Here is a 23,503-nt window from a genome sequence, read left to right as displayed (position 1 = left end):
TACAATGCAGATCAGGGATTTATAGTTTCAATAGGTACACCAGTTCATCTGCCAATTTACCATCGGGCCACATGACCTCTTGTGAATGGCTATACTTAAAACCAAAATGCTGATTTGCTGCTTTTGACAGCTCATTACCAATTCTGTGTGAAACAACAATTGAAGTACATCTTTTTTGCCGGGCCCAGTCGATCCGCGCCTGATAAAATAATTTCGACAATCCGATCCCCCGATAGGGTACTTTAATGAAAGAAGAGAATAAAATAGCTGTTGATTCCTCTTCTTTTTTAAGGGCGACACCTGATAATCCGATTAATAAATTTAAATGATACAATGCAAATATGGCCCTGGAGTCTTTTTGAAGTAAAGTGATCCAATCCTGTTTATCATATCCAGCTTCCTTCTCATAATTGCTGCCGAATACCTGTGGATTGGTATTCAGGGCCTCCAGTCTGATTGATCTGTAGCTTTGCCATTGCGCTGGCAACATGCGTTGTAATGTGTAATCACTATTCGATTTTTTATAATCATTAGTCATTTATAAAAATAGGGATATTTATCGGTTTTAAACTCAATATGCCTATATTTAACCGAAGCGGACAGTATATATGCATGCGAAATACAGTTTTCAAGTTTAAATTTTCAGGGGTATGATTGCTCGGACCTTTTTCCTGTTTATCTACCTTCTGGGACCCCTAATTTGCTGTGGACAAATCGTGGTTCAGGGCAGGGTGCTGAATGAAGATTTAAAACCTTTAGTTTGTGCGGTTGCCAATCCATCCGTAAGTGAAAAGGTGTTAACAGACAACAACGGAGATTTTTCCATGAAGTCCAAGCCAGGTGATACTTTGATTTTTTCTGGTATTGGTTTTACCGATGAAATCAGAATAGTCGGGAATTCCACAAAAAAAATCAATGTTATTCTTATGAATAAACAGGTAAACTGTCTTGGTGCTGTCTGGTCAAAAAAAGAGTATAAAAGAGCCAATAAGCGAATAAATGCTCTTTACAGAAAGTTGTATGCTACAGCAAATAAACAGAACCTTTGGGAGCTTTAATTACTTGTATTTAATGAATGAGATTTTTACTGGAATTGGAGAAAAGAAAATTAACTTATGATTTTTGTTTACGCGCTATTATTTTTCTTTGGGCTGATTTTTCTGTTTGTTTTTGGGTTAAAAAAAATTAAAAAGAATATAACAGTCCCGGAAATCATTGTTGGTAATCTGTACTTGTTTTCCTTGGTTTTGTTGTTCATTGGACTTTTGATCCATAATAATCAATATTCTGCTGCCATTGATCCGGTGGATGACGAATGTTACACGCCATTTGGTGAAAAACATATCGTTACGTTAGTTTTTTACTTTGTAATGTTTAATGTTTCCGTATTACTGATTTGGTTAAAAGGCAGCAAATTACCACCGCTTACAAAAGTTTTATCGTTAAGTTTTCTGGTCATTGGCATGGTCATCGCTTTCTTTGTTCTGTTACAACTGTCAAGACATGATACGAAAAGTATGGACTTTTATGAACGAACAGATCATCTGTACTTTTTAATTCCAGCTCCTGTTATTAGTCTTTTAGTTTCAGCAATACTTCTGGTTTACATGATTAAAAGCAACATGATGACCGCAAACGAGAAAACATATTCAAATAAGTTCCTGAACAGGTTAAATACATTTTTAGTACAAAAGAACAATTTACCGGTTTGGGGTATTGTACTTATTGTTCCACTATTGCTCCTGGTAACAATCGTTCTTATTTTATTTGGTCAGGACCCGAATTCCCTGATAAAGGTATTTACAGAAACCACAACCTGGAGGTTTTCTCAGCAAATGCATCCACCGGTTCTGGACCATAAAGGACATTACCTGTGCACGGTGGCCGCATCCGGAGATCCAAAGATTGTAAAACCCCTCAGGCTTGGCAAAAGACATGGAAATACAATAATTGTGAACCGGCAATTACTTGTTGCTAATGCATTTGAAGAAATGGTGCAGAATTTTTCTCCAGGGCTACACCGGCTGATCCGAAGCAATTATGATAGGTGTGGGTATAACTTATCCTTAAAGATCAATAATGAACAAATGTCTAATTTGACCTACATTTTAATGAAACCTTTAGAATGGATGTTTTTAATTTGTTTATATCTATGTTGCGAAAAACCAGAGGAAATGATCAACAAACAATACCAGTTATAAATGTCTTTAGTCTTGTTCGTTTGTGTGTATTAAATGTTGCAAGACGAAGATTTAATTTAAAATATATGATCAGTAAAAACCTATATAGATATATCGTATGCCTGATTTTTGGCAGCATGGTGAACAAAAGTTTCTCCCAACAGGCAATTCAACTAAAGATTGGCAAAGAGGAAAAAGCTTTTACAGAGGTTGTACGGATCATCTCTGGGGAAAAAGAAAATGTGCTGTCTTTAAAAGACGGAAGCTATGCGATAGATAATGGGATGCAAAATGCAAATTTGATAATAACCAATAAGTTGATCAATGGGAGCGCCTCCATACGATTAGAGGATCATACGAAAACGGATTATGTGATTGTTAATTCGTTTGTAACCTCTATGAAGAGCTACGAAGGAGATGTTTTGAATGTTGATGCGCATAGGGATAAAACCACGGTATATTTTAAAACATATTACCCAAACGGGAAACTAAAAACAGATGGTTTTATGTCGCTGGATAAGCATAAATATTATGGCAGGGGTATAACCAAGTCGTATTATGAAAATGGTATGCAGGAAAAGATAGCCAACAGCATCACAGAAACGTATACCTATTTTTATCCTAATGGAAATAAAAAAGGCGTATCCGGGTTAAATATTCTCGAAAACTATACTGAAGCTGGACAACTTTCCAACAGACAATACAGAAAAAACAACATCAGGTATGTTGATGAGTATATTGATGGAAAGCTGTATACCCGTTCTTATGAAGGCAAGGACAAGAGCGAAACAAAAGAGTATTATAAAAATGGGACATTAGGAAAAAAAGAAGTGTTAAAAATTGTCAGTGGAAAAAAACGGTTACTTATTTACAGCAATACCGGCAAACTGATCAGCAATGAACCGTATGAGGCGGCATCGCAACCTATTTATTAAAAAAGATCTGTTAGGCGCGATGGAACTGTCATTGCTTATCCTATTAGTCCATATTTGTCAATGATGGCTTGCCTTTTTTCCGGGAATGTGGTTACCCCAAAGCGTTTATCAAGATTTTTCAATTGTTCAGCTATTTGCGGATCTGCCGGGGTTAAATGTTTTTTGATCATCTCGGGAAAAATCTGGTGAAAGAGTTCTTCCAGGAAATCTTCAAAATTTTGATTAAAGTACATGTCAATGAAGCGAAGTGGCTTTTCGGAACTGTTCCAAAATGTATGTTCAAGCTTTCTGGGTCTGAAATGCCAGCCTCCGCTTTGAATTTCCTCTACCTTACCATTTACCATAACTGTAACCGTTCCTTCCAGAACAAGCATCAGTTCATCCAGATCTTGATGAACATGTGGTGCCGGTCCCATACGGCGTGCCGCCACTGCTGTTTCCACGCAGGAAAATTGTCGATTGGTCTGGCTGCTTTTTACCCAGGTGCGTATATCAATTCCTCCAGGTCCCGGTTGTAGAGGTATTTTGGGCGGTATGTAAAAAGGCAAAAGTGATTTCATTTCCTTTTGATCCTTTTCCTTTCCTGCGCCTTGCTTACAGGATATAAATTGTGCCAGTCCAATTCCCATTGTTGTCAACGCAATATTCTGAATCAGGCTGCGCCTTGAAATGCTCAAATCTTTTTCCATTGTCTTGAAATTATTAAAGGTTAAACAGGAATGAATCTCAAAACAAAATACGGCTAAAAAAAACAACATTTAACATTCTTACCTAGAGGTAATTAGCTTACCTTTAGGTAAGAACAAATTATTATGCCTTCAAAAGAACTATATATTGGCTGCCCGGTACAGCATGCCCGACAGTATTTAGGTGGGAAATGGCAAATTGCCATTTTATGGCATCTAAAAATGCAATGCTCAAGATTTGTTGAACTCAGGGACGTATTACCTGGGATCAGTGAAAAGGTTTTGACGCAAGAATTGCGCTTTTTTGAGTCAAGTGGTATTGTTAAAAAAGAAGTATTTAATTGCAGCCCCCAAAAGGTTGAATACAGTTTGACTCCGAAGGGTCTAACTTTAATTCCTGTTATAAAAAGCATTATTCAATGGGGTTATTCAAATTTGCAGGAGGAAAAGGTAACACGGTCAATGACTTCAACCCCAGTGGATGTTATTGACGAGCTTGAAGGCATGCGGTAAATTTCTTTTTTGATAAAATCCATTTAGCTTTCGTCGCTTTACGACTTAGATTTGTTGGTTCCTGTATTTGATTTAGGTATTTATCAGTTCTGACGGGGCCAGACCAAATTCCTTCTTAAAAGCAAAGGAAAAATGAGAAAAATCTTCGAAACCAAGTTCCAGATAGACCGCACCCGGACGCTGCTGTTTCTCTTTGATTAAATAATATGCTTCTTTCAAACGTTTTTGCTGTAACCAGTTTCGGGGTGAGGTTTGAAATATTTTCTCAAAATCACGTTTAAAAGTTGCTAAACTCCGACCGGTCAAATAAGCAAAACGGTCCAGATTCACGTTGAAATGGAAATTCTTCTCCATAAATGCTTGCAGATTGATTTTATGAGGATCCGAGAGATCAAACAGTAAATCTTTCAAATTAATATCATGTGCAAATAGCAGGAGCAGGGCTTCCTTTTGTTTTAGAGATAAAAGTTCAGGCGCCCTGTTTTCCAACAGGTCCTGGTACTGCAGCAAAGACTGCATAAAATACAGCAGGTATTTGGACGTAGATAAATCGATAAAGGCCGCGGATTTTGGTCTTTCTTTAGGATAATAATTTTCAGCAGCACTGAGTTCCCGTAACATGTCATCGTTGAACCGGATTGACAAGGATTTAAATTGTTCATCACCTCCGGGTTTTTTTGTAAACTTTAGCAAGTGGTTTTTAAGGGCAAAGTATACATCGCCCTTCCGGAAAATTCTCCGGGTCTTGCCATCATTTAACTCCATTTCTCCTGAAATAATCATAGAAAGGCTATGATGAGATACAAACTGTTCTCCTTCACGAAACACATTGAAATAGCAGGAATAGTTAATGTACTGGATGTTTTCGGTTGCGGACATGAAAGATTGGTTTTATTTAACCCATCCGAAAAGCTCCGGACGGGTCTATAAATATAATTTTTTTCCTTTTTATATTAATATTGCTTTTGGTTCCAGATAAGCTTCCAGTCCGTAAGTTCCGAATTCCCTGCCAATACCGGATTGTTTAAAACCTCCAAATGGAGCCATGGGATCATGTTTAAATCCGTTGATGTTAATCCGTCCGGCATCAATCTGTGCTGCTACGCGCAGGGCGTGCTGTTCATCTTTTGAGGTGATGTAGGCAGCCAGACCATAATTGGTATCATTGGCAATGGCAATGGCTTCTTCTTCGGTTTGGTAAGGGATAATGGACAAGACAGGGCCGAAAATCTCTTCCTGAGCAATACGCATATCGTTCTGCACACTGGTGAAAATGGTCGCCTTTACAAAATTGCCTGTTTCCAGCCCTGCAGGTTTACCTACACCTCCGCTGAGTAAAACAGCTCCTTCATCTAAACCAAGCTGAATATAACTTTGTACACGTTCAAATTGTTTTTCTGAAACCATGGGCCCTACATTGGTGCTTTCGCTGTCCGGAAGACCAACAATAACTTGTGTAGCAGCGGCTTTGGCAATGGCATTTACTTGTTCCAGTTTGGTTTTTGGTACCAGTAAACGAGTTGGTGCAATGCAGGCCTGACCACTGTTCATGTACGCGCCGAAAACGGCCTGTGGAATAGCGCTTTCCAAATCGGCGTCTTCCAGAATGATATTTGGTGATTTTCCACCCAGCTCCAGGGTAACTCGCTTCATGGTATCTACTGCAGCTTTGGCTATTGCTTTTCCTGTAAGCGTCGAACCTGTAAAGGAAATTTTGGCAACATCCGGATGATTGGTCAGCGTAACCCCAACAGTATTTCCAAGTCCGTTGACCAGATTGAATAAGCCCTTGGGTAAATCTGCCTGATGAAAACATTCCAGTAGAACCTGTGTTTGCAGGCCGCTCATTTCACTTGGTTTTACCACTACTGTACAGCCTGCTGCCACAGCTGTTGCAAATTTACTGCAGATAAAATGATTGCTGGAGTTCCAGGGTGTAATGATCGCTACAACTCCAAGTGGGGTCATTTGCACCAGGGTATTGCCTGCAGTGCGTTGAAACTCAAAGTTGCGCAGGGTTTTAATCATATTGTCAAATGCAGATAATGAATTTTGCACACTCATGGTACAGAATTGTCGTGTGCCGCCATATTCCTGAACCATCAGTTCTATGAGCTCGTTTTCCCGCTTGGACACTTCAGATTTCAAGCGTTCTAAAATGCCGATCCGGTCTTCTATACTTGTTTGGGAAAAATGTTTAAAAGCTTCTTTCGCTGCCGCAATGGCATTTTTTGTGTCGGTTTCATCCGCCAATACCACTTCTCCAATTTTCTGTTGATTGGTAGGATTGATCAGCTGAAAGATTTCTTTTCCATGGAGCGCTACAAATGCGCCATTGATGTAGCCTTTATCTAGTCGTTTCATTTTTTTATTTTTTAGTTTGATTAGACAAAGTTCTGTTAATTTCTAAAGGGCTGTTTTGTTGTACGGTTCAAAGTTGCTTTGTTGAGGAGCTCATGCATTTTGTTTTTTGATGTGTAAAATAGCCGTTAATCATTTCAAGTCATTTTTGGCTAAGACAAGGATAGATTTGGTTAGCTGTACGTTTTTTTGATCGCGGAACTTTGTTTCAACAAAAAAATATAAAAAATGAATATTGTTTTAACAGGTTCCATAGGGAACATCGGCAAACCGCTTACCCGGCGGCTGGTACAAAAAGGACATTCGGTGATGGTGATCAGCAGCAATGCAGAAAGACAATCTACTATTGAAGCTCTGGGAGCGAAGGCAGCTATCGGCAGCATGTTTGATGTTAATTTTCTCTCCGAAACGTTTAAAGGAGCAGACCTGGTTTATTTAATGGAGACGATGGAAGCGGCAGGTGATATGTTTGACCAGTCTGTAGATTTTATTGGTTCCATTAACAAAATAGGTGAAAATTATAAAGAAGCAATTGAAAATGCCGGCGTTAAAAATGTGGTGCATTTAAGCAGTATCGGTGCACATACCAATAAGGGAACTGGTATTTTAATTTTTCATTACAATGTAGAGCAAATATTAAGGCAGCTGGCACAGGACATTTCTATTAAATTTGTTCGTCCTGTGGGTATTTACTTTAACTTGTTTTCCCTTATGGGTAGCATAAAGAATAATGGGACCATTGTTTCCAATTATGGGGGTGATCAAAAAGAACCCTGGGTTTCGCAGTTGGATATTGCTGATGCAATTGTGGAAGAAATGGAAAACCCTTTTGAAGGAAGGACGGTTCGTTATGTAGCAAGTGATGAAGTTTCACCAAATGAAATTGCACAGGTTTTAGGGCAATCGATCGGGAAACCTGATTTGAAATGGAAGGTAGTTTCTGATGATGAATTATTAAAGAGCTGGTTGAAGATTGGCTTTAATGAACAGGTTGCCAAAGGTTTTATAGAATTTCAGGCCAGCCAGCGCAGTGGTGAATTCTATGAAGATTATTATCATAATAAACCCGAACTTGGAAAAGTAAAACTTACTGATTTTGCGAAAGAATTTGCTATAGCCTATCACGGGGATAAATAAAAAGTGCAGCAAAGCAATTTTCAAATTTTTAAAATGGAACAACGTCAGACAAAAAGATTAAAAAGCATCACAGAATTTCACCGTTCCAGGGGGCTGGCTCCGCCTGAACATCCCCTGATCAGTGTGGTCGATTATAAAGAAGTTCAGCGGCCTGCTGATATTGGAGATGTGAACTGGATATTTGATTTTTATCAGATTTCCCTGAAAAGAGGGTTGAACGGAAAATTAAAGTATGGACAACAGGAATATGATTTTGACGAGGGCATTATGTTTTTCATTTCTCCCAATCAGGTTTTCAGGATTGTAGTGGAGCCCAATCCAAGCACAGAACAATCTGGGTGGATGCTGCTTATCCATCCTGATTTCTTATGGAAGACCTCCCTTGCAAAAAACATTGGCCAATATGATTTTTTCAATTATTCGGTAAATGAGGCCTTGTTTCTCTCAAAAAAAGAAGAAACAACCATCAATAGTATTATTGCGAATGTACAACAGGAGTACCATTCAAACATGGATAAATTCACTCAGCATATTATTGTTTCGTATTTGGAAACACTTCTTAATTATTCGGAGCGCTTTTATGAAAGACAATTTATTACACGAAAAATGACAAGCCATGCGATATTGGATCGTATGGAGCGCTTACTGGATGATTACTATACTACCGGCAGGACGCTTAAAGGATTACCAGGTGTGCAATTTTTCGCCAATGAACTTAATGTCTCTCCAAACTACCTGAGTAGGTTGCTCAAGAGCCTCACAGGCCAAAGCACACAACAACTTATTCATCAAAAATTGGTGGAGAAAGCTAAAGAAAAACTTTCGACAACGGAATTAACGGTAAGTGAAATTGCCTACGAACTGGGTTTTGAGCATCCGCAATCCTTTACTAAATTGTTTAAAAGCAAAACGAATCTTTCACCGATAGAATTTCGGTCAAGTTTTAATTGAATTTTTAAGAATGTCAGCAAGTGGTGGTTTTGAGACTTCAGAATAAGGCTTTTGTATATTTGAAAACAGCTAATTAAGTGATGAGCAGCAATACCGATATGAAAAGGCTTACACGCCTGAGTGCAATTTTACTTCAATTGCAGACCAAAAGAATTATCAATTCAACTGATTTGGCAGAAAAATTTGCCGTGAGTGTGAGGACCATTTACAGGGACATTCGGGTATTGGAACAGATTGGCATTCCCATTACCAGTATGGAAGGAAGAGGCTATTCCCTGACAGAAGGATATAAAATTCCTCCGGTGATGTTTACCCAGCAGGAAGCCAATGCTTTGATTACAGCCGGTGAATTGATCCGCCTGAATAAAGACAGTTCTTTAACAAGTGCCTATAAAGAAGCTGTAGACAAAGTGAAAGCTGTTTTGAATTACTCGGCAAAGGATAAACTTGAGCTGCTTTCCAAACGCGTTGCAGTAAGTCCGGCAAGTCTTAAGGAGCCTACCAGTAGTTCTTTATCTTTAGTCCAAAATGCATTGACCAGTTTCACTGTGTTGCGAATAACCTACCAGGCAGAAGGCAAAAATGAAAGCACAGAAAGATTTATTGAGCCTTTTGCCTTCTATTACAGTTTGCAGCAACATTGGACCCTGATTGCCTTTTGCAGATGGAGAAATGATTTTAGAATGTTCCGGTTGGACAGGATCAAAACAGTTTATTTAACAGATCTTAAATTTCTGCCGCACCAGCTTAGTCTTCAGGACTATCTGAAGGAAAAAGAAAAGAACTTTATAAGCCCTGACAAACCGTTGTCATAAGCGCCTTTTACCTTAGCGGTACAATTAAATGAATTAAGAAATGAATTTAACATCCGTTCGAATCATTACCGCCAGGGTAGAGGAATTAATCAATTTTTATGAACAGGTAACAGGACTGACTGCCGTTAGGTACACACCTGATTTTGCTGAAATAAAGAGTAAAACGGCAACACTTGCCATCGGAAGCACACAAACTTTGCAGTTTTTTGGTGGCGACCTTGTCGCGCAACCAGCGTACAACCGCAGTGTTATTATTGAATTTCAGGTTGATGATGTGCAACTACATTTTGGAAAATTAGGTGCTTTTTTAGAGAACTGTATCGTACAGGAACCAACCATGATGCCCTGGGGAAATAAATCTCTGCTATTAAGAGATCCAGATGGCCATCTGGTAAACCTTTTTACACCTGTTAGTCCTGAGGCCATTGCAAAGTTTAACAATAATTAAATCTTAAAGGTAATCTATACTTTATAGTTCACCAGCCATGTTTCGACCAGCCCTAAGAATTGGGCTGGTCGAAACATGGCTTTTAGGATGTCTCCTCCTCAGGCTGTCATAGTCACCGTGGCTTAACGATCATTTGTTAATGAGTTCTATTTTAGTTTGGAGGGTATCTCTTATTAAGGTAACTGAATTGGCTTTTCCATCGCTAAAACCGAACTTTAATAAATTGGGATAATCTATGATTTTGAACAATCCATTTTTCAGATATACGAGCTCCTGATCATTTTTTCCCTTAAAATGTTCCAAAAGTGAAGATTCTACATAAAGACGGTTATTTCTTTCCACTATTTTGGTTTCTACCTCTTGTCCGTAAAGGAAATCATTGTAGGTTCCGATGAGTTTTTGTTTTAAACCAGATTGTATTTCCTGAACGCCTTCACGATGGAACTGTCCGTTCCAATTCATTAATGCTAGGATTTTTCTTTGTGTTTGTCCCATTACAGGAAAACGATTGGGTTTTTCGCCATTAGCAAGAAAGGCAAAGCCGTTTCCATCTTTCATTGTTCCCATAACATTACCACCAACCCCGGTGTTGGAACCATTACAAGCAAACCAATCATAGTTGTTGTACCCAAAAGACTTTTGCCAACCGTAGCTCCATCCACCCACTGATTCTTTAAGAAGAGCCGATACTTCCGTCACTTTTTTTGCCACATGGTGAGAAATTACTTTGTTGTTCTTGTTGCGCAAAGCATTTTGAATTTCTATTGCAATCTCCGCTAATTCTGTAGGTGTTGACCAAAGTCCGGATGGGCCAACCTGGGGGGTGATTGGCAAGCCGGTTTTGATTACTTTTCCGTCTTTGTCATGAACCAAAGCTACATTGGTTAGAAATCCCTTTTCATTAGGCTGGATCATTGTCGTGTATTTTAAGCCTAGTGGAGAAAATATATATTGTTTTGCGAGCGCTGCAATCGGTTTATTGAACGTATCTTCTAAAGCCATTTGGATGATCGTGTAACCGCCACCACTGTAGTGCCAGCTGGTTCCAGGCTCGAAAAGAAATTCGATTTCTTTGTCATATCTTGGGATTTTTCCCAAAAGACTTTCTTCTAAAGTTGGGATTTTTTCTCCTTCATAATGATCTTCAAAACCTTCCTGAGATGTTCCCGCAGTATGATTTAGGAATTGTTTCCAGGTTGGACTATTGTTTTCTGTAAACTTACTTTTCGGTAGATGCCATCTTTTTAGAGATTTGCCAATCGGCTCATTCAGATTAATTAAACCCTTTTCTTCCAGGATAAAACAAAGAAGTGTCGTGATTGGTTTGGAAATAGATGCTGTAGAAAAAGCGGTGTTTTCATCTATCTTTTCCGGAGAATCCATCGACTTCACTCCGAATTGTTTGGAATAAACAATTTTATAATTTTCAAAAACAACAAGGCTAAATCCCGGGAGCTTATATTTTTCTAATTGTTGTTCAATTTGTAAACTGTCCGTTAGAAAACTATAGTCTCTTTTTTTTGACAAAACTTTATTGGATGTCTGGCAACCAGAAATTGTTAGTAGAAGAATTAATAAATACAGTGTACTTTTCATGGTGTCGAATTTTATGTTAAACATTATTTCGATACAAACATGGGGAAGAAACGGGTGCTGTACGACCGAATAAAAGTAGTCGAACGCATTTGTTTCAAAAAATGAGTACGGATAATTAAAAAGGCAAGTACGAGTAATTACAAGGTTTTGTTTTACAGGTTTTTGCGATAGGAAGTAGGGGTATTGCCAGTGTGCTTTTTAAAAGCCGTATTAAAAGAAGATTTTGAATTAAAACCTACTTCGTATAGAATTTCTAAAACAGTTACCTTGCTTTTTGTAGCATCTTTTAAAATATCCATTGCATATTCTATGCGATAGGCATTAACGAAATCATAAAAATGCTGTTCTAATTTATGATTAATTAAAAGAGATAGGTTGCGAACAGGAACTTTAATATCGCTGGCAACATCCTGAATTGTTAAAGAAGGATTAAGAAATGGCTGTTTTTCCACCATGTATTGCTGCAACTTCAATAACTCTTCATTGTATTCCTTTTCATTTACACCCGTTTGCGTGTTGTTTTTTTCTTCTAGAACAAGGTCAGAAGTAAGTTTTAATTTTGAATCTATGCTTCTAAATAAACCGGGGTGATTTAATGCTTTATATAAATACCAACAAATAATAAATGGTTGGAATACCAGGATAACAATTTTTATGCATTCAGAAATGTACGGATAATCAGAAAATTTAAACCAATTTTTTAAAATAACAATCAAATATAAAATAGTTAGTACACTGGTAAACTGAAACAACCAATTATAAGAGGTCATACTGGCGCCTGCATAATTTTCAAGGTATAGCTTTTTTACTTTTCTCAATAGGACAAACACGGCAACAAAATAGGCAACTATTTGAATGTGAATAAGAGTATGGGTGAACTGTAGTTCGATCATATCTTGCCGGTTCAGAATAAAATTAATTTTAGAGGCGGTATCTACAGTATAAAAACGAGGTAATAAAATGGCATTAGCAATTAAAAACGGAAGGAGATGAAATAGGTATTTGGGTTTAAGTTTAAAATCAGCATAACAAACAGATAAAACATACAGATAAAAAACAGGAACCTGTAATAAAGCGAGTGTCGTTCTTAGCATTCCCAGATTTGAAGGGCCAGCAGATCCTAAATCAAACAAAGGATGACTGGTATCTATTGCGGTTACTAATAGAAAAACAGCAAACAGTATATTGCTTATTTTGTGTTTTGTTTGAACGGTGAGCAAAAAAAAGGCAAGAAATAATGAAATGAACAGGGTGACTATCGTCAGAATTAATATCAAATTGATTTTGTCCATGCCTTATTCTTCGTTGTTCATCATATGTTTGGATAAGCTATTTTTTGATTGAAACATGGTAATTAGTAATATTTGTAATAGCTACCCTAATTATTCCCTTATTTCATCGGGCGAATTTAGATAAATATTTCACGAAATAAAACGATAGGTGATCGCCTAGGACTTTTTGTCTGTGCTTACCCGAACCGGCTGGCCATTCTGCTGGAATCCTTGTTATGCTAAACAAAAAAGCCCGAACTTTCGTTTAGGATAATAGGAAGTACCGGACAGGGCTTATTGTTTCAGATAAATCTTGACCTTTGCATTTCAGAGATCTACCAGCCAAAGGCCTGAGAATAATGAGTTGTGTATATTTATAAGTTAAGCATTCGTTTCAAAAAAATAAATAAATTTCAGATTATGAGAAACATTTATCTATGCCTTTCCTTCCTTTTGATTTTGGTTCAAATGAATTTATCAGCTCAGGGTATTAAAAATAAAGGCAATTATAATTGTCAGGTAAGGGAGGAAAAAGGCGACTTAAATCATGATGGTAAAATGGACAAAATAATTGTAAAAATGGATACAATAAATGAAACCAGGCCATTGATATTACAAATTTTCCTCTCTCAGCCAAATGGAAAATTAACCTTAGCTGTATCTTCAACCAAAATTATTGAACCACAATATCCTGTTGAAAATCAGGGAAAATTTAATGGCTATCAAATTCCGAGCTTTTTTATTGAAAAAGGAATTTTAACAATGTGGAGTGAAATTAAAGGAGGAAACATTACTTACGATTTCAAGTATCACAATGGCAATTTTGAACTGATTAGGGTAAAGAAGTTAACTAATAATTCTACAAAGGGATATACGGATGAGAATACAATATTTACAGAAACAAAATTTAACTTAATTACCGGGCTAAGAACCGAAACTGACGAAACATCAGGTTCAGGGAAAACATTAGCTAAAAGAAAAAAAATAGTTCTAATTAGGCCCTTGCCAAAAATACAGGATTTCAAATTTTCTGATAAAAATTTATATTAAAAGAATGGATGGCGCTTACCAAAACTCCGCCAGCGCAAGAACTGGAGGCTTTTTTTTCTTGAAAACGCAAATGCCTAAGCAGAAATACCTTCCTTAACCAATTAAACATCAGTACAGTTGCAACCTTTTTTAAGATTTATACGTCTTTTAAAAGATATGACAAAGAAACTAGTTTTAATTATCATACTTGCTTTATTAAGCAAGATGAATTTTGCGCAGGAATTGCCAACGATAAGGGCGACATCAAAAATCATAGATGTTAGACTTGGAAATAAATTTTATAAATCATCCGGTTTTATTTCGCCGGAAAAAAAGCCCGATATTCTTTCTACATCTAATCTGGGTGAGAAAGTAACCCTTTACACTGATGTTGATTCTATTTCGGTAACCATTGAACCTACCACAAAATTCGACTTTGTTATTTTACTAAATGATACCATCAAAGCTTATGCACAAATTAAATACAAGCCAAGTTACTTACAAATTTTGCAAACAGCTGCTAAATATAATTTTAACGACAACCGGGCAATTCCAAAGTTTGAATATCAAGAGAAAAGTGATCCAAATCTAATTATATTAAGAAAAGAATTTAAGTTGGATTCCATAGCCGGAACAGGAGGCGAAGAATTAAAAATCATTAACCTGCTTCATTGGGTACATAATTTGATACCACACAACGGTAATGGCGAAAATCCTGCGATTAAGAATGCCTTAAGCATGATTAAAGAATGCAAAAGAGATAATAGAGGTTTAAATTGTAGAGGCTTGGCATCAGTCTTAAACGAATGTTATTTGTCATTGGGGATAAAATCAAGGTTTGTTACCTGTATGCCAAAAGACACCATCTTCAGCGATTGCCACGTAATAAATACGGTCTATTTAGAAGGTAAGAAAAAGTGGGTATGGATAGATCCTACAAATGATGCTTATGTGATGGATGAAAAAGGAGAATTGCTAGGCATACAAGAAGTCAGAGAAAGGTTATTAACAAACAAACCGTTAATACTAAACCCAGACGCCAACTGGAATCATAAATCATCCGTTACAAAAGAAGATTACTTGTATAACTATATGGCAAAAAACTTGTATCGTTTTCAATGTATATTGAGAAGCGAATATAATTCTGAAACTTGGGCTAAAGGCAAGCAATTTACTTATGTAGAACTATTGCCATTAGATGCATTTCAACAAAAACCAGACAAAAGTATTAACAAAAACGAAAATGCTGGGACAACATCCACAAATTACAAGACAAATAATCCAACACTATTTTGGCAAACACCTTAAAAGGAAAAAATGCACAATATGTGTGTAGTCTGTGAATATACCTCAAAAGAAAAAAGTCCTGAGATAAGGCTTTTTTCTTTGTTTCCGGGGTCCCACTGTGATTTTTTGATTTTATAGGCTAAGAGCAGCTGTGCCAGTGTCTTTCGGGCCTGATTTTTTTAAGGTCTGGCATTCTAATCCGTTCAATTTCATTGTATTTCCCATTTTTAGGAGCCGGGCTTAGTAAAATCTGTCCTTCATAGTTTGGTGTTTTTACTGCGATGAAAGAATGGGCACAGGAATTACTCGGGTCGGAAGATGTAGCAATTCCAGTATATTTTATTTCTTCTGCAACCCAAAGTGAAACCCAATTGTCTACTTGGTAAAACCTTAAGAATATGTTTAAAATAACAGCGACAATCAAATCTTGTTTTTTACTTTTCCTATGCTGTATCGGCATGAGCTCATTTGCGCAGACTGCAGCCGAAACACCCGGGACAGCAGAATTTAAAATAAGTGAAGTCAGCTTCAAAAGTATGGGAGCTGCAATTTCTGGGACCGTCTATAGGCCAAATAAAATATATGGAGCTGTGGTACTGGTTCATGGCTCAGGCCAGGAAAAGAGAATGGGAGGGCTCGCCACAATCCTCGCAAATAGCGGCATTGCGGTGCTGACCTATGACAAACGTGGAGTGGGGCAATCAGAAGGAACCTATGTTGGGCCTGAAGTGGGAACCAACAACATCGATTCTGCCAACCTTAACCTATTGGCACTAGATGCGGTTGGAGCATTTAGTGAACTATCCAAATATATACCTTCCCGAACACCCATTGGGCTGATGGGCTTTAGCCAGGCGGCCTGGGTAATTCCAATTGCAACGGCCAAAAACACTAAAATAGACTTTATGGTGCTGTTCAGCGGACCTGTAGCCACGACCCTTGAACAATTGCGTTTCCAGTTCTATACGGAGGGAAATGCTAAATTTTGGGATACACATTCAGAGGCTGATGCGCGAGAACATATACGCACCGACCCTGATAAGTACCAGTTTGCAGCGACCGATCCGAGTAAGTCCCTTATGCAGCTCTCTATACCAGGGCTTTGGCTTTTTGGCGGAAGGGATGTTCAGGCACCTGTGGGGCTTTCGGTAGAAAATCTGGAGATGCTAAAGGCAAAAGGCAAACCTTACGAATTCCAGATATTTCCTGCCTTTGGACATAACACTGCTTTTGCGAAATCGAAAGAGCCCGTAAACGAAGCGATAAAATGGATAATTGCATTAAAGCAAAAGGGGATAGGTAGATAGGCCCTTCTGTTCGAACCCCAGTTTGTCGCTAATTCAAAAAATTACGCCCAATAATATTTAAAACATTATTGGCTAATTGTTTTATCAATAAATACAGGATTGAAATGAGTACAACCCGAATGATAAGTTGGTGTTTTTTTAGATCAAAGACAGAAAAATATTGATAATAAAAAATTATTATATAGAAAAAGGTCAGAATGGTAAGGAAATAGTTTACTCCAACAATAAAATCTTTGTTGTCACTAAAAATCATGCAGATTGGAAAAATAAGACTAATTGTTAAGAGCGCACATAACAAATACAAATTGAGTACGAGCTGCTCTGTATAATTTTGTTTGCTTTTTTTGAAGAATACGTAACTGGCTAAAGCAATAACCGGAATATGTAAAAAAACGGTAACTTTTGAATAGTCTTTTAGTACTTTAAAAAGTCCTGTTACTCTTGATTGATCATTAAATATGGCTGATGCATCAATTTTTGTCCATTTTTTTAAAAAATAGCTAATTGTTAGCAAAAGAATTATCGTTGCAAAATAATTAAAGTGTTTTACTCTTTTTCCTTGTACATACTCCCTTATACTATGCCCTGGTCTTGTAAACAATTCTTTAATCGTGTAGAAAAAGCCTTTGTCGAAGTGAAATATTCCGTGGATAAAATCGTGTTTAAAAACGTGGGCTAAGGAAAATCGATGTGTTGAGGAGGCTTGGCTGCAATTACTGCAAAATTTTCCTGCAATTTTTTCATTGCAGTTTAAACAGTTGGTTGTCATTGGCTAGCAATCGTTCTGAGGGTTTTCTCAAAAAACAAAAACCTTGTGATCATTTGATTTTCAAGGTTTTTGTTTTTTGGTGTTATTCTCTGTGATCCCGCTGGGATTCGAACCCAGGACCACTACATTAAAAGTGTAATGCTCTACCAGCTGAGCTACGGAATCATCTCCTTTTTGAAGAGGGTGCAAAGATAGAATTTTAAATTTATTATGCTAAATAAATTTGAAAAAATATTTATTCATGTTTGGTCCATACCTCATAAATCTTCACCTCTCCATAAGCTTCGCATAGTTCGCCTTCAACCTTTCTTTTACCTTTACAGGAAGATTGAACATAGGCTCCGGCTTTAAAATAAGCGTTCGTAAATGCCTTGGGGTAAGTATAGATAAGCTTGTTATTGTAATAACATTCTGTTTGGTTGTCGTGTACCCTAAACATCACATTGAAACGTGTCGAAAGTCTGTAATTATCCTCTAAAAGGGGACCTTTTTCATCGCCCATTTTAATGAATAATTTTTTACCTTCCAGTCTGAAAACAATAACATCATCATCGGCATCATGAATTTGTCCGACTACAATATGTGGTTTGCGGTCGGGGAGATGGCTAATGCTTTGATCAATATAAAGGGTATGAGTTCCTTCGGAAGAAGACCATGAGGCATTTTTTTTCCCTTCGCTGGTCATTTCACGGAGTTCCGAACGGGGATAACCGGAACCGGTTGTCGTTACACCTCCTGTATTGGCTTTAAATACAACGGCATCCGGCAGGCTATCGGTATGAAACCACACGCTGCTGTATGTATTTAATTCTGGCTGTTTGTACTCATCTGAACGTCCTGGTGTTTTTACATCTTCCGGCACATTTAGTTTCCAATTTTTAAGGTCTAGAACCTCTGATGGTCGCTTTTGCTGCGCTTTACCCGGATGAGAAAAAGATAGGACAATGGGGATCAGGATGGTGAATAAGTTGGTTTTCATATATTATATTAAAAATTTGCACCTAATGCTGTCCCGTCTTTTGCTTTGGGCAAAGCATTCATTAATCTGAAATCTAATGTTTTTGCGTTTTTATAAATTGGTTTAACAGAAAAAATGGCTTTTCCAGCCGCCTTATTGTAAAAGGATTCTATTTTTCCTGAGGCATAAAAATTACAATGATCGACAGAAATCTTATCCCAGCGATATTCCTGGAATTGAACAGAACGTCCGCCCTGACCACTTTCTGAAAACAAACAATTTTTAACGTCTGCCTGTTGTGCACCAATCAGCCTGATTACTGTGCCCTGTTCCCTGTTTTCCACCTCATTGAAGGTACAATGGTCTATAGTAACAAAGGGACCCAAAGTACTTTCATCATTTCCGCCCCGGTATACATTGATGGCCGAGCCCAATAAATTACTGAATATGCAATTACGAATAATTGTATATTCGGCATTATAAATTCCTTTATCATCTTTTTCTGTTGCCAGGTTAATTCCTGATCCTGACATATGATGAAAAATAGAATTCTGAAAAAGTAAACTGTCTGCCAGGGTTCCTTTGGAACCTTTAAAACCGCTTTGTGTACTTTCATTGAAATCAAAAAATTCACAGCCATCTACTTTAAGTACATAAGGCTTGTTCATAGGTTCTTCTGATGACATGATACCTGATTCTACATTCCCATAACTTTCATAAGCCCCTTTAAAAGCAAGGCCCTTTACCTTCAATGCGCCGCCGTTCTCAATGATTATAAAGGCCGGAATGGATTTGAAGCTTCCATTAACCAGTACAGGTCTCTTCTTCAGGCCAGAAGCGGCTTGAATGATCAGGGGTTTATCTATGATCAAGCTTTCTTTCATCAGATAGTTTGTGCTTTCTGTTAGCAAAATAGTATCTCCGGATAATGATTTTGATACGATAGAAGGGAGATCACCGGCTTGAGCGGCTGAAACTTTATAGACTTGTGCCGCAGACCGTGAAGGTAAAATTTCAGGCTGGTACCATTGGGCTCCGGTCTCAGATTTTGTAATAAAAGAAAGTTGCGGGAGATTTGCTCCGGCCTTCTCATCGTAAGGCAAGGTTAATTCTCCTTTATTCAACTGAACAAAAGCCTTCCGGATAAATCCCTCAGGCAGCTGACCTTTAAATGAACTGCTAACTGCATTCTGATGAAATTGTATGCCCTTATCCTGATTGGCGTCCTCATAGAGCTGTTTTGAGTGATTAATAATCAGGTTGTTTTTAAAAGAGACCTTTTGCGGAGATAAAGTTCTTTCGGCATCTTTGCCAGCTCCAAACAGAACGCTGCTGCAGTCAATAAAAGTGTTTCGCTCAATATCTGCATCAGTAACCTGGTAATAACGGTTGATGAGAGAATTGGGCACACCATTTAACACTGAAAGTGCCGCCCTGAACTGTGTACCCCGCAGCTGGAAGAAAACGTTATTCAATACTTTTTGTTTTGGATTGATCACCCTGACACCTCCAGTATAAGGTTTATTGTTTCCTACGAACAAGTTCCCTTCAACGATATTGCCCGATCCGTGACGTAAAACCAAACCACCCTCGCATTCAAAAAAAGTGTTAAAACTCACTACATTTTCACCTGATTTGATGGAAACGATTTCAACTTCACCATTACAATGTTCAAAGTAATTGTGTACAATATGTGTCCTGGAAGCTGTTAATGAATATCTTGATACACCAATTCGAATGGTTTCGCCACCATTTGAGCCAAAACGGGTTCTTCCTTTAAAATAGTTGCTATCTATCTGATGCTCGTTTTGCTGACTTCTTTCATCATCCAGTTCGGCGATGAGCAATGGTCCTGCATTGAGCTTATTCCCGAAAGTAGAATGGTCGATGCGGTTGTGCTTTCCATACAAGGTCAACCAGCTATCTGTTTTAAAGCGTTCCGGTTGACTGTAATTTTCTATCACAATTCCCGTCACCCTGCAATGGTTTGCCAGTGTTTTGTTGTCTATCCTAAAGGAAATTACTTCTCTTTTGGGACTGTAGCCATTTTTGAAATGGAAACCAGAAAAGACCAGGTATTCTCCACCCAGTTGTACATAAGAATTACCGCTAAAGACTACACCTCCAGGACTTTCAGCTCTGATGACAATTGGTTTTTGAGCCGTACCTATTCCTTTAAGCTGAAGAGCTGCGTCTTTCCATTCTTTATTTTGAAGGACCAATGTGTCACCGGGCCTTATACCAGTCATAGCTTCTTTTAATTCCTGAGTATTTTTTACTGGAATTGTGGCCGAGTTGGCACGAAGAGCTATGCCTACCAGGATGATGATGTTTAATAATTTCATCTGTTTTTATTTTGAGACCATAATATCAAATTTCATTGTGGAAAGGGCAGCTGTCGAAGCAATATTTACTTCTTTAACCCTCATCAGCTGATTGGTGAAACTGCCATCTGTTTTGGGCACTCTGATCCATATCAAATAAGCTGTACTGGTATTGAACACTGTAGCCGCCTGATTGGCAACAACTGCATCAAATTTAGCGGTGTTTCCGTTTGGTACTGCAAGTGAACCAAAAAAATCATCATTCAACACGGTAATGGTATTGGCTGCATAGGCTGCATAAATACGGTCTGCATCGGTACTGCCCGGAACCAAAACCCTGAAGCGGCTTGCCTTAAGATCTGCTGTATTGGGGTCCCAGGATAGGGTGCCACATTTATAATTTTTTGCTATAGAGCTGACATTCGTTGGTACGTACAGTGTAAAAACAGATGTACTGGTACAATAAGTTAAAAAATCCATTTTTGTTTCCTGACCACTAATGTTACAGCTGCCCAATAAAGTTCCGGTTTCTCCAACGAAGAAGCTATTGGTAGATGGGGCACTGGCGGTGCCATTGGCCATCATTGTCAGATCCGGGTAGAGTACGTAGGACCTTAATGGGATTTTAATCAATGCTTCTGCACTAAGGTTAAAATTATCTACAACAACTACTTTTAGATTTGCCGCATTTTTACGGTAGGTATACACATAGTTAAGGTTATAGCTTTTTGCATTGTCAGCAATACTAATTTTATCGGCCAGACTAAAACTGCCGGTGGCATCGTCATAAAACTCAATTTGTTTTAGGCCATTTTCGGAACTTGCTTTACCGGTAATATTCATTTTTCCGTTTAGATCCGGCAGCCCTGAGGCGGGCACATTTTCGATTTTAGGAAGGGGTGGGGTAAAGGCTGTTACTTTAATAAAACCTTCAAAAGAACTGTTATCTAAATGTTTAACCATTACCCTAATGCCTTTTACATCCTGCATTTTGGTGTTGGAGTATGTATCTGGAGGAATACTTAATTCATACTGATTCTGCTGCGCGGAAGAAGGGGTCGCAATATATAATAGCGAGTCGGTTGTATTGGACCGCACCAGATAACAATACAATAAACGGATTCCCGTTGGAGAATTCAGCGTGGCCTTAATTGATGCATCAGGACTGATTTGTTTGGTGGCAGTATTAAAACTAAACGCTTTACTCATAAAATCGTCAGGAACATTGGCCGCTTCCTTATCCTTTTTACAGGAAATCATTAGCATTAGTGCAAGGGCAAAGGTTACTAAAGTTAAAATAGATTTGATCTTCATATTAATTTGATTTTATGTAAATTAATAACCAGGGTTTTGAGGTATGGAAAGCTGATCATTGGTGTCCAGTTCCCTTTGTGGTATGGGCAGCAATAACCGGTTAGCAGTAACATTGGACTGGAGCTCTGACAAGGTAAATGCAGGCCGGTACGCTTTGTAGTGACTGTCAAACTCTATAGCAAAATGATTTTTGATGATGGCTACAGCTTGTCCAGATCGGACCAGATCAAAGTAGCGCTGGTTCTCAAACGCCATTTCCAGCCTGCGCTCATTAAGCAGGGCACTGATAAAGCCTGCATCGTTGGTAATAGCGGCAGGTACAGCTGGATCTGAAGGATATTTGTAAAAGCCCGCATTAAAATCTCCTGAGGCATAATTACCCGCCCCGGCTCTTTCTCTCACCTGATTAATCAGGTTAACCGATGTTCCGTCAACGCCATTAAAACCCAGTGCTTCAGCTTTCATTAACAACACATCAGAAAACCGGATCACGGGAAAATCATTTTCAGCATCAAATTTAACCAGCACCTGGGAAAGAAATTTTCTTACATACAGCTTGGAATTGTACTTTGCCATCGTAACGCCTTTTCTTTGGTCGGTTCCTAATACCGGTGTTTTATAAGTTGCATCCAGATCATTGGTCGGATAATTGTAGCCAGACCCGTCACCGTTTATAATGGAACTGCCGCTGGATGTTGGTGCGAAATTATTGGCCATTAAAGAACCCAGGCCAAAACCGCCGGCTTTAAATCTGACTGCAAAAATGATTTCCTTGTTCATTTCATTGTTAATCGAAAATACATCTGCATAAGAGGGCAGTAAGCCATGGCCACTGTTGCTGATCACTTCATCCAGTAAGGGCAAAGCACTGGATTTTTCATTTGTAGTCAGATAAACTTTTGCAAGAAGGGCTTTTGCGGCCCAGCTGGTTGCTCGGCCCAGGTCCGGATTGCTGGCATTTTGATAGGGTGTGGCAGGCAGAAGGTCTTTGGCGGCAAGTAAATCGGCCTTAATCAAGACGTAACACTCCTGTAAGGTATTTCTTTGTATTTTTTTTGATTGTTCTGGATCTACAGGCTCAGTAATCATAAAAACGCCTCCATAAAGCCTGACCAGATTGAAATAATGATAGGCCCGAAGAAAAAGGGCTTCTCCAGCCAATTGATTTTTTTGTTGGGCCGTCATTTTGGCCTTTCCCTCTCCAATAGTTATTTTTCCGTCTTCAAACTTTGCACCAAGGCTTCTTAAGACGTAATTGATAGAGCGTATGTTTTTATAAGTTGATAGCCAGTATTGATAAACTTTATCATGTGCAGTGTTTAAGGTAAACATATCCAGTTCATTAAATTCGACATTAATGGAGGATGTACTGTTTGGCACACCTTGTTTGGAATTGTCACTGCGCAGTTCAGTTAGCATCCATTCATATTCAAGAGGTTTTTGCATCCCGAAATAACTTCCGGTAAGTGCCGTCCTGGTTTCCTCATAGTTAGTATAGAATTTATCAACCCCAACATTGGAAATTGGATCCACATCAATAATCTTTTTACAGGCGCTCAAGCTGGTCAACATGAACAGTCCGGCAGTGATGTATTTTAGGCTTATTGTTTTCATAACTTCAT

Annotated in this window: 22 protein-coding genes and 1 tRNA gene; 11 read left to right on the top strand and 12 right to left on the bottom strand. The window is 38.3% G+C overall.

The annotated features are described in order from the left end of the window. Positions 1–19: 19 nt before the first annotated feature. Complete coding sequence (locus B0O44_RS02525; protein ID WP_110827117.1) at positions 20–538, bottom strand: GNAT family N-acetyltransferase; 519 nt, start codon at positions 536–538, stop codon at positions 20–22. A gap of 112 nt (positions 539–650) precedes the next feature. On the opposite strand from B0O44_RS02525, the gene B0O44_RS02520 reads away from it, so the two are divergent. The 3 genes from B0O44_RS02520 (at position 651) to B0O44_RS02510 (ending at position 3,115) form a co-directional block, all read left to right on the top strand. Continuing rightward, on the top strand, positions 651–1,058 hold the full coding sequence (locus tag B0O44_RS02520) for a hypothetical protein (protein WP_110827116.1): 408 nt from the start codon (positions 651–653) through the stop codon (positions 1,056–1,058). A gap of 57 nt (positions 1,059–1,115) precedes the next feature. Continuing rightward, a complete protein-coding gene (locus B0O44_RS25335) occupies positions 1,116–2,201 on the top strand; it encodes a DUF6688 domain-containing protein (protein ID WP_110827115.1) in 1,086 nt (361 codons plus the stop codon). A gap of 65 nt (positions 2,202–2,266) precedes the next feature. Beyond that, the gene (locus B0O44_RS02510) at positions 2,267–3,115 is read left to right on the top strand and encodes a hypothetical protein (protein ID WP_110827114.1); all 849 of its coding nucleotides are present in this window, start codon (positions 2,267–2,269) and stop codon (positions 3,113–3,115) included. A 35-nt stretch (positions 3,116–3,150) separates the two neighbouring features. Here the strand turns inward: B0O44_RS02510 and B0O44_RS02505 are convergent, their stop codons facing one another. After that, entirely contained in the window at positions 3,151–3,804 is a 654-nt protein-coding gene (locus tag B0O44_RS02505) for a cupin domain-containing protein (RefSeq protein WP_211321292.1), read from the bottom strand. 123 nt (positions 3,805–3,927) lie between these two features. Between B0O44_RS02505 and B0O44_RS02500 the strand changes: the two genes are divergently transcribed. Next, the gene (locus B0O44_RS02500; protein ID WP_110827113.1) at positions 3,928–4,314 is read left to right on the top strand and encodes a winged helix-turn-helix transcriptional regulator; all 387 of its coding nucleotides are present in this window, start codon (positions 3,928–3,930) and stop codon (positions 4,312–4,314) included. A 72-nt stretch (positions 4,315–4,386) separates the two neighbouring features. Here the strand turns inward: B0O44_RS02500 and B0O44_RS02495 are convergent, their stop codons facing one another. Both B0O44_RS02495 and B0O44_RS02490 read right to left on the bottom strand, forming a co-directional pair. Continuing rightward, positions 4,387–5,193 (bottom strand): helix-turn-helix domain-containing protein, encoded by an 807-nt coding sequence (locus tag B0O44_RS02495; RefSeq protein WP_110827112.1) that lies wholly within the window; start codon positions 5,191–5,193, stop codon positions 4,387–4,389. 69 nt (positions 5,194–5,262) lie between these two features. Continuing rightward, the gene (locus tag B0O44_RS02490; protein WP_110827111.1) at positions 5,263–6,678 is read right to left on the bottom strand and encodes an aldehyde dehydrogenase family protein; all 1,416 of its coding nucleotides are present in this window, start codon (positions 6,676–6,678) and stop codon (positions 5,263–5,265) included. A 225-nt stretch (positions 6,679–6,903) separates the two neighbouring features. On the opposite strand from B0O44_RS02490, the gene B0O44_RS02485 reads away from it, so the two are divergent. The 4 genes from B0O44_RS02485 (at position 6,904) to B0O44_RS02470 (ending at position 10,026) form a co-directional block, all read left to right on the top strand. Continuing rightward, entirely contained in the window at positions 6,904–7,812 is a 909-nt protein-coding gene (locus B0O44_RS02485; RefSeq protein ID WP_110827110.1) for an NmrA family NAD(P)-binding protein, read from the top strand. Positions 7,813–7,845: 33 nt separating this feature from the next. After that, the gene (locus B0O44_RS02480) at positions 7,846–8,763 is read left to right on the top strand and encodes a helix-turn-helix domain-containing protein (RefSeq protein ID WP_110827520.1); all 918 of its coding nucleotides are present in this window, start codon (positions 7,846–7,848) and stop codon (positions 8,761–8,763) included. A gap of 80 nt (positions 8,764–8,843) precedes the next feature. Beyond that, positions 8,844–9,578: a helix-turn-helix transcriptional regulator gene (locus B0O44_RS02475; protein ID WP_110827109.1), complete on the top strand. Its 735-nt coding sequence runs from the start codon at positions 8,844–8,846 to the stop codon at positions 9,576–9,578. Positions 9,579–9,618: 40 nt separating this feature from the next. Next, on the top strand, positions 9,619–10,026 hold the full coding sequence (locus tag B0O44_RS02470; RefSeq protein WP_110827108.1) for a VOC family protein: 408 nt from the start codon (positions 9,619–9,621) through the stop codon (positions 10,024–10,026). Between the two features lie 129 nt (positions 10,027–10,155). Here the strand turns inward: B0O44_RS02470 and B0O44_RS02465 are convergent, their stop codons facing one another. Continuing rightward, positions 10,156–11,622, bottom strand: a complete 1,467-nt coding sequence (locus B0O44_RS02465; protein ID WP_170123252.1) for a serine hydrolase domain-containing protein — start codon at positions 11,620–11,622, stop codon at positions 10,156–10,158. Positions 11,623–11,774: 152 nt separating this feature from the next. Next, on the bottom strand, positions 11,775–12,914 hold the full coding sequence (locus B0O44_RS02460) for a helix-turn-helix domain-containing protein (protein WP_110827106.1): 1,140 nt from the start codon (positions 12,912–12,914) through the stop codon (positions 11,775–11,777). 399 nt (positions 12,915–13,313) lie between these two features. Between B0O44_RS02460 and B0O44_RS02455 the strand changes: the two genes are divergently transcribed. The 3 genes from B0O44_RS02455 to B0O44_RS02445 all read left to right on the top strand — a co-directional run bounded on the left by B0O44_RS02455 (position 13,314) and on the right by B0O44_RS02445 (position 16,516). Beyond that, positions 13,314–13,943 carry a hypothetical protein gene (locus tag B0O44_RS02455; protein ID WP_146229755.1) on the top strand — a complete coding sequence of 210 codons (630 nt, stop codon included), beginning with the start codon at positions 13,314–13,316 and terminating at the stop codon, positions 13,941–13,943. 156 nt (positions 13,944–14,099) lie between these two features. Continuing rightward, on the top strand, positions 14,100–15,230 hold the full coding sequence (locus tag B0O44_RS02450; RefSeq protein ID WP_110827104.1) for a transglutaminase domain-containing protein: 1,131 nt from the start codon (positions 14,100–14,102) through the stop codon (positions 15,228–15,230). Between the two features lie 437 nt (positions 15,231–15,667). Continuing rightward, a complete protein-coding gene (locus tag B0O44_RS02445; protein WP_170123251.1) occupies positions 15,668–16,516 on the top strand; it encodes an alpha/beta hydrolase family protein in 849 nt (282 codons plus the stop codon). Positions 16,517–16,544: 28 nt separating this feature from the next. On the opposite strand, the gene B0O44_RS02440 is transcribed toward B0O44_RS02445, so the two are convergent. From B0O44_RS02440 to B0O44_RS02415, 6 genes are all read right to left on the bottom strand, one after another. Next, positions 16,545–17,285 carry a DUF3667 domain-containing protein gene (locus tag B0O44_RS02440; RefSeq protein ID WP_110827102.1) on the bottom strand — a complete coding sequence of 247 codons (741 nt, stop codon included), beginning with the start codon at positions 17,283–17,285 and terminating at the stop codon, positions 16,545–16,547. Between the two features lie 92 nt (positions 17,286–17,377). Beyond that, a tRNA-Lys gene (locus tag B0O44_RS02435) sits at positions 17,378–17,450 on the bottom strand. Positions 17,451–17,520: 70 nt separating this feature from the next. Next, positions 17,521–18,264 carry a polysaccharide lyase family 7 protein gene (locus B0O44_RS02430; protein ID WP_110827101.1) on the bottom strand — a complete coding sequence of 248 codons (744 nt, stop codon included), beginning with the start codon at positions 18,262–18,264 and terminating at the stop codon, positions 17,521–17,523. Between the two features lie 8 nt (positions 18,265–18,272). Then, positions 18,273–20,588: a chondroitinase-B domain-containing protein gene (locus B0O44_RS02425; RefSeq protein ID WP_110827100.1), complete on the bottom strand. Its 2,316-nt coding sequence runs from the start codon at positions 20,586–20,588 to the stop codon at positions 18,273–18,275. A gap of 6 nt (positions 20,589–20,594) precedes the next feature. Next, the gene (locus tag B0O44_RS02420) at positions 20,595–21,881 is read right to left on the bottom strand and encodes a hypothetical protein (RefSeq protein ID WP_110827099.1); all 1,287 of its coding nucleotides are present in this window, start codon (positions 21,879–21,881) and stop codon (positions 20,595–20,597) included. Positions 21,882–21,902: 21 nt separating this feature from the next. Beyond that, positions 21,903–23,495 (bottom strand): RagB/SusD family nutrient uptake outer membrane protein, encoded by a 1,593-nt coding sequence (locus B0O44_RS02415; RefSeq protein WP_110827098.1) that lies wholly within the window; start codon positions 23,493–23,495, stop codon positions 21,903–21,905. Positions 23,496–23,503: the final 8 nt, after the last annotated feature.

It is taken from the genome of Pedobacter nutrimenti, from assembly GCF_003208655.1.
Classification (GTDB): Bacteria; Bacteroidota; Bacteroidia; order Sphingobacteriales; family Sphingobacteriaceae; genus Pedobacter; species Pedobacter nutrimenti.
The sequence above is the reverse complement of the archived record's forward strand: the minus strand, read 5'-3'. Positions and strand labels throughout refer to the sequence as shown.

Excerpts from the sequence above, each read along its gene's own strand:
- B0O44_RS02525 (WP_110827117.1), bottom strand. The coding sequence starts at position 538 with ATGACTAATGATTATAAAAAATCGAATAGTGATTACACATTACAACGC.
- B0O44_RS02520 (WP_110827116.1), top strand. The coding sequence starts at position 651 with ATGATTGCTCGGACCTTTTTCCTGTTTATCTACCTTCTGGGACCCCTA.
- B0O44_RS25335 (WP_110827115.1), top strand. The coding sequence starts at position 1,116 with ATGATTTTTGTTTACGCGCTATTATTTTTCTTTGGGCTGATTTTTCTG.
- B0O44_RS02510 (WP_110827114.1), top strand. The coding sequence starts at position 2,267 with ATGATCAGTAAAAACCTATATAGATATATCGTATGCCTGATTTTTGGC.
- B0O44_RS02505 (WP_211321292.1), bottom strand. The coding sequence starts at position 3,804 with ATGGAAAAAGATTTGAGCATTTCAAGGCGCAGCCTGATTCAGAATATT.
- B0O44_RS02500 (WP_110827113.1), top strand. The coding sequence starts at position 3,928 with ATGCCTTCAAAAGAACTATATATTGGCTGCCCGGTACAGCATGCCCGA.
- B0O44_RS02495 (WP_110827112.1), bottom strand. The coding sequence starts at position 5,193 with ATGTCCGCAACCGAAAACATCCAGTACATTAACTATTCCTGCTATTTC.
- B0O44_RS02490 (WP_110827111.1), bottom strand. The coding sequence starts at position 6,678 with ATGAAACGACTAGATAAAGGCTACATCAATGGCGCATTTGTAGCGCTC.
- B0O44_RS02485 (WP_110827110.1), top strand. The coding sequence starts at position 6,904 with ATGAATATTGTTTTAACAGGTTCCATAGGGAACATCGGCAAACCGCTT.
- B0O44_RS02480 (WP_110827520.1), top strand. The coding sequence starts at position 7,846 with ATGGAACAACGTCAGACAAAAAGATTAAAAAGCATCACAGAATTTCAC.
- B0O44_RS02475 (WP_110827109.1), top strand. The coding sequence starts at position 8,844 with ATGAGCAGCAATACCGATATGAAAAGGCTTACACGCCTGAGTGCAATT.
- B0O44_RS02470 (WP_110827108.1), top strand. The coding sequence starts at position 9,619 with ATGAATTTAACATCCGTTCGAATCATTACCGCCAGGGTAGAGGAATTA.
- B0O44_RS02465 (WP_170123252.1), bottom strand. The coding sequence starts at position 11,622 with ATGAAAAGTACACTGTATTTATTAATTCTTCTACTAACAATTTCTGGT.
- B0O44_RS02460 (WP_110827106.1), bottom strand. The coding sequence starts at position 12,914 with ATGGACAAAATCAATTTGATATTAATTCTGACGATAGTCACCCTGTTC.
- B0O44_RS02455 (WP_146229755.1), top strand. The coding sequence starts at position 13,314 with ATGAGAAACATTTATCTATGCCTTTCCTTCCTTTTGATTTTGGTTCAA.
- B0O44_RS02450 (WP_110827104.1), top strand. The coding sequence starts at position 14,100 with ATGACAAAGAAACTAGTTTTAATTATCATACTTGCTTTATTAAGCAAG.
- B0O44_RS02445 (WP_170123251.1), top strand. The coding sequence starts at position 15,668 with ATGAGCTCATTTGCGCAGACTGCAGCCGAAACACCCGGGACAGCAGAA.
- B0O44_RS02440 (WP_110827102.1), bottom strand. The coding sequence starts at position 17,285 with ATGACAACCAACTGTTTAAACTGCAATGAAAAAATTGCAGGAAAATTT.
- B0O44_RS02430 (WP_110827101.1), bottom strand. The coding sequence starts at position 18,264 with ATGAAAACCAACTTATTCACCATCCTGATCCCCATTGTCCTATCTTTT.
- B0O44_RS02425 (WP_110827100.1), bottom strand. The coding sequence starts at position 20,588 with ATGAAATTATTAAACATCATCATCCTGGTAGGCATAGCTCTTCGTGCC.
- B0O44_RS02420 (WP_110827099.1), bottom strand. The coding sequence starts at position 21,881 with ATGAAGATCAAATCTATTTTAACTTTAGTAACCTTTGCCCTTGCACTA.
- B0O44_RS02415 (WP_110827098.1), bottom strand. The coding sequence starts at position 23,495 with ATGAAAACAATAAGCCTAAAATACATCACTGCCGGACTGTTCATGTTG.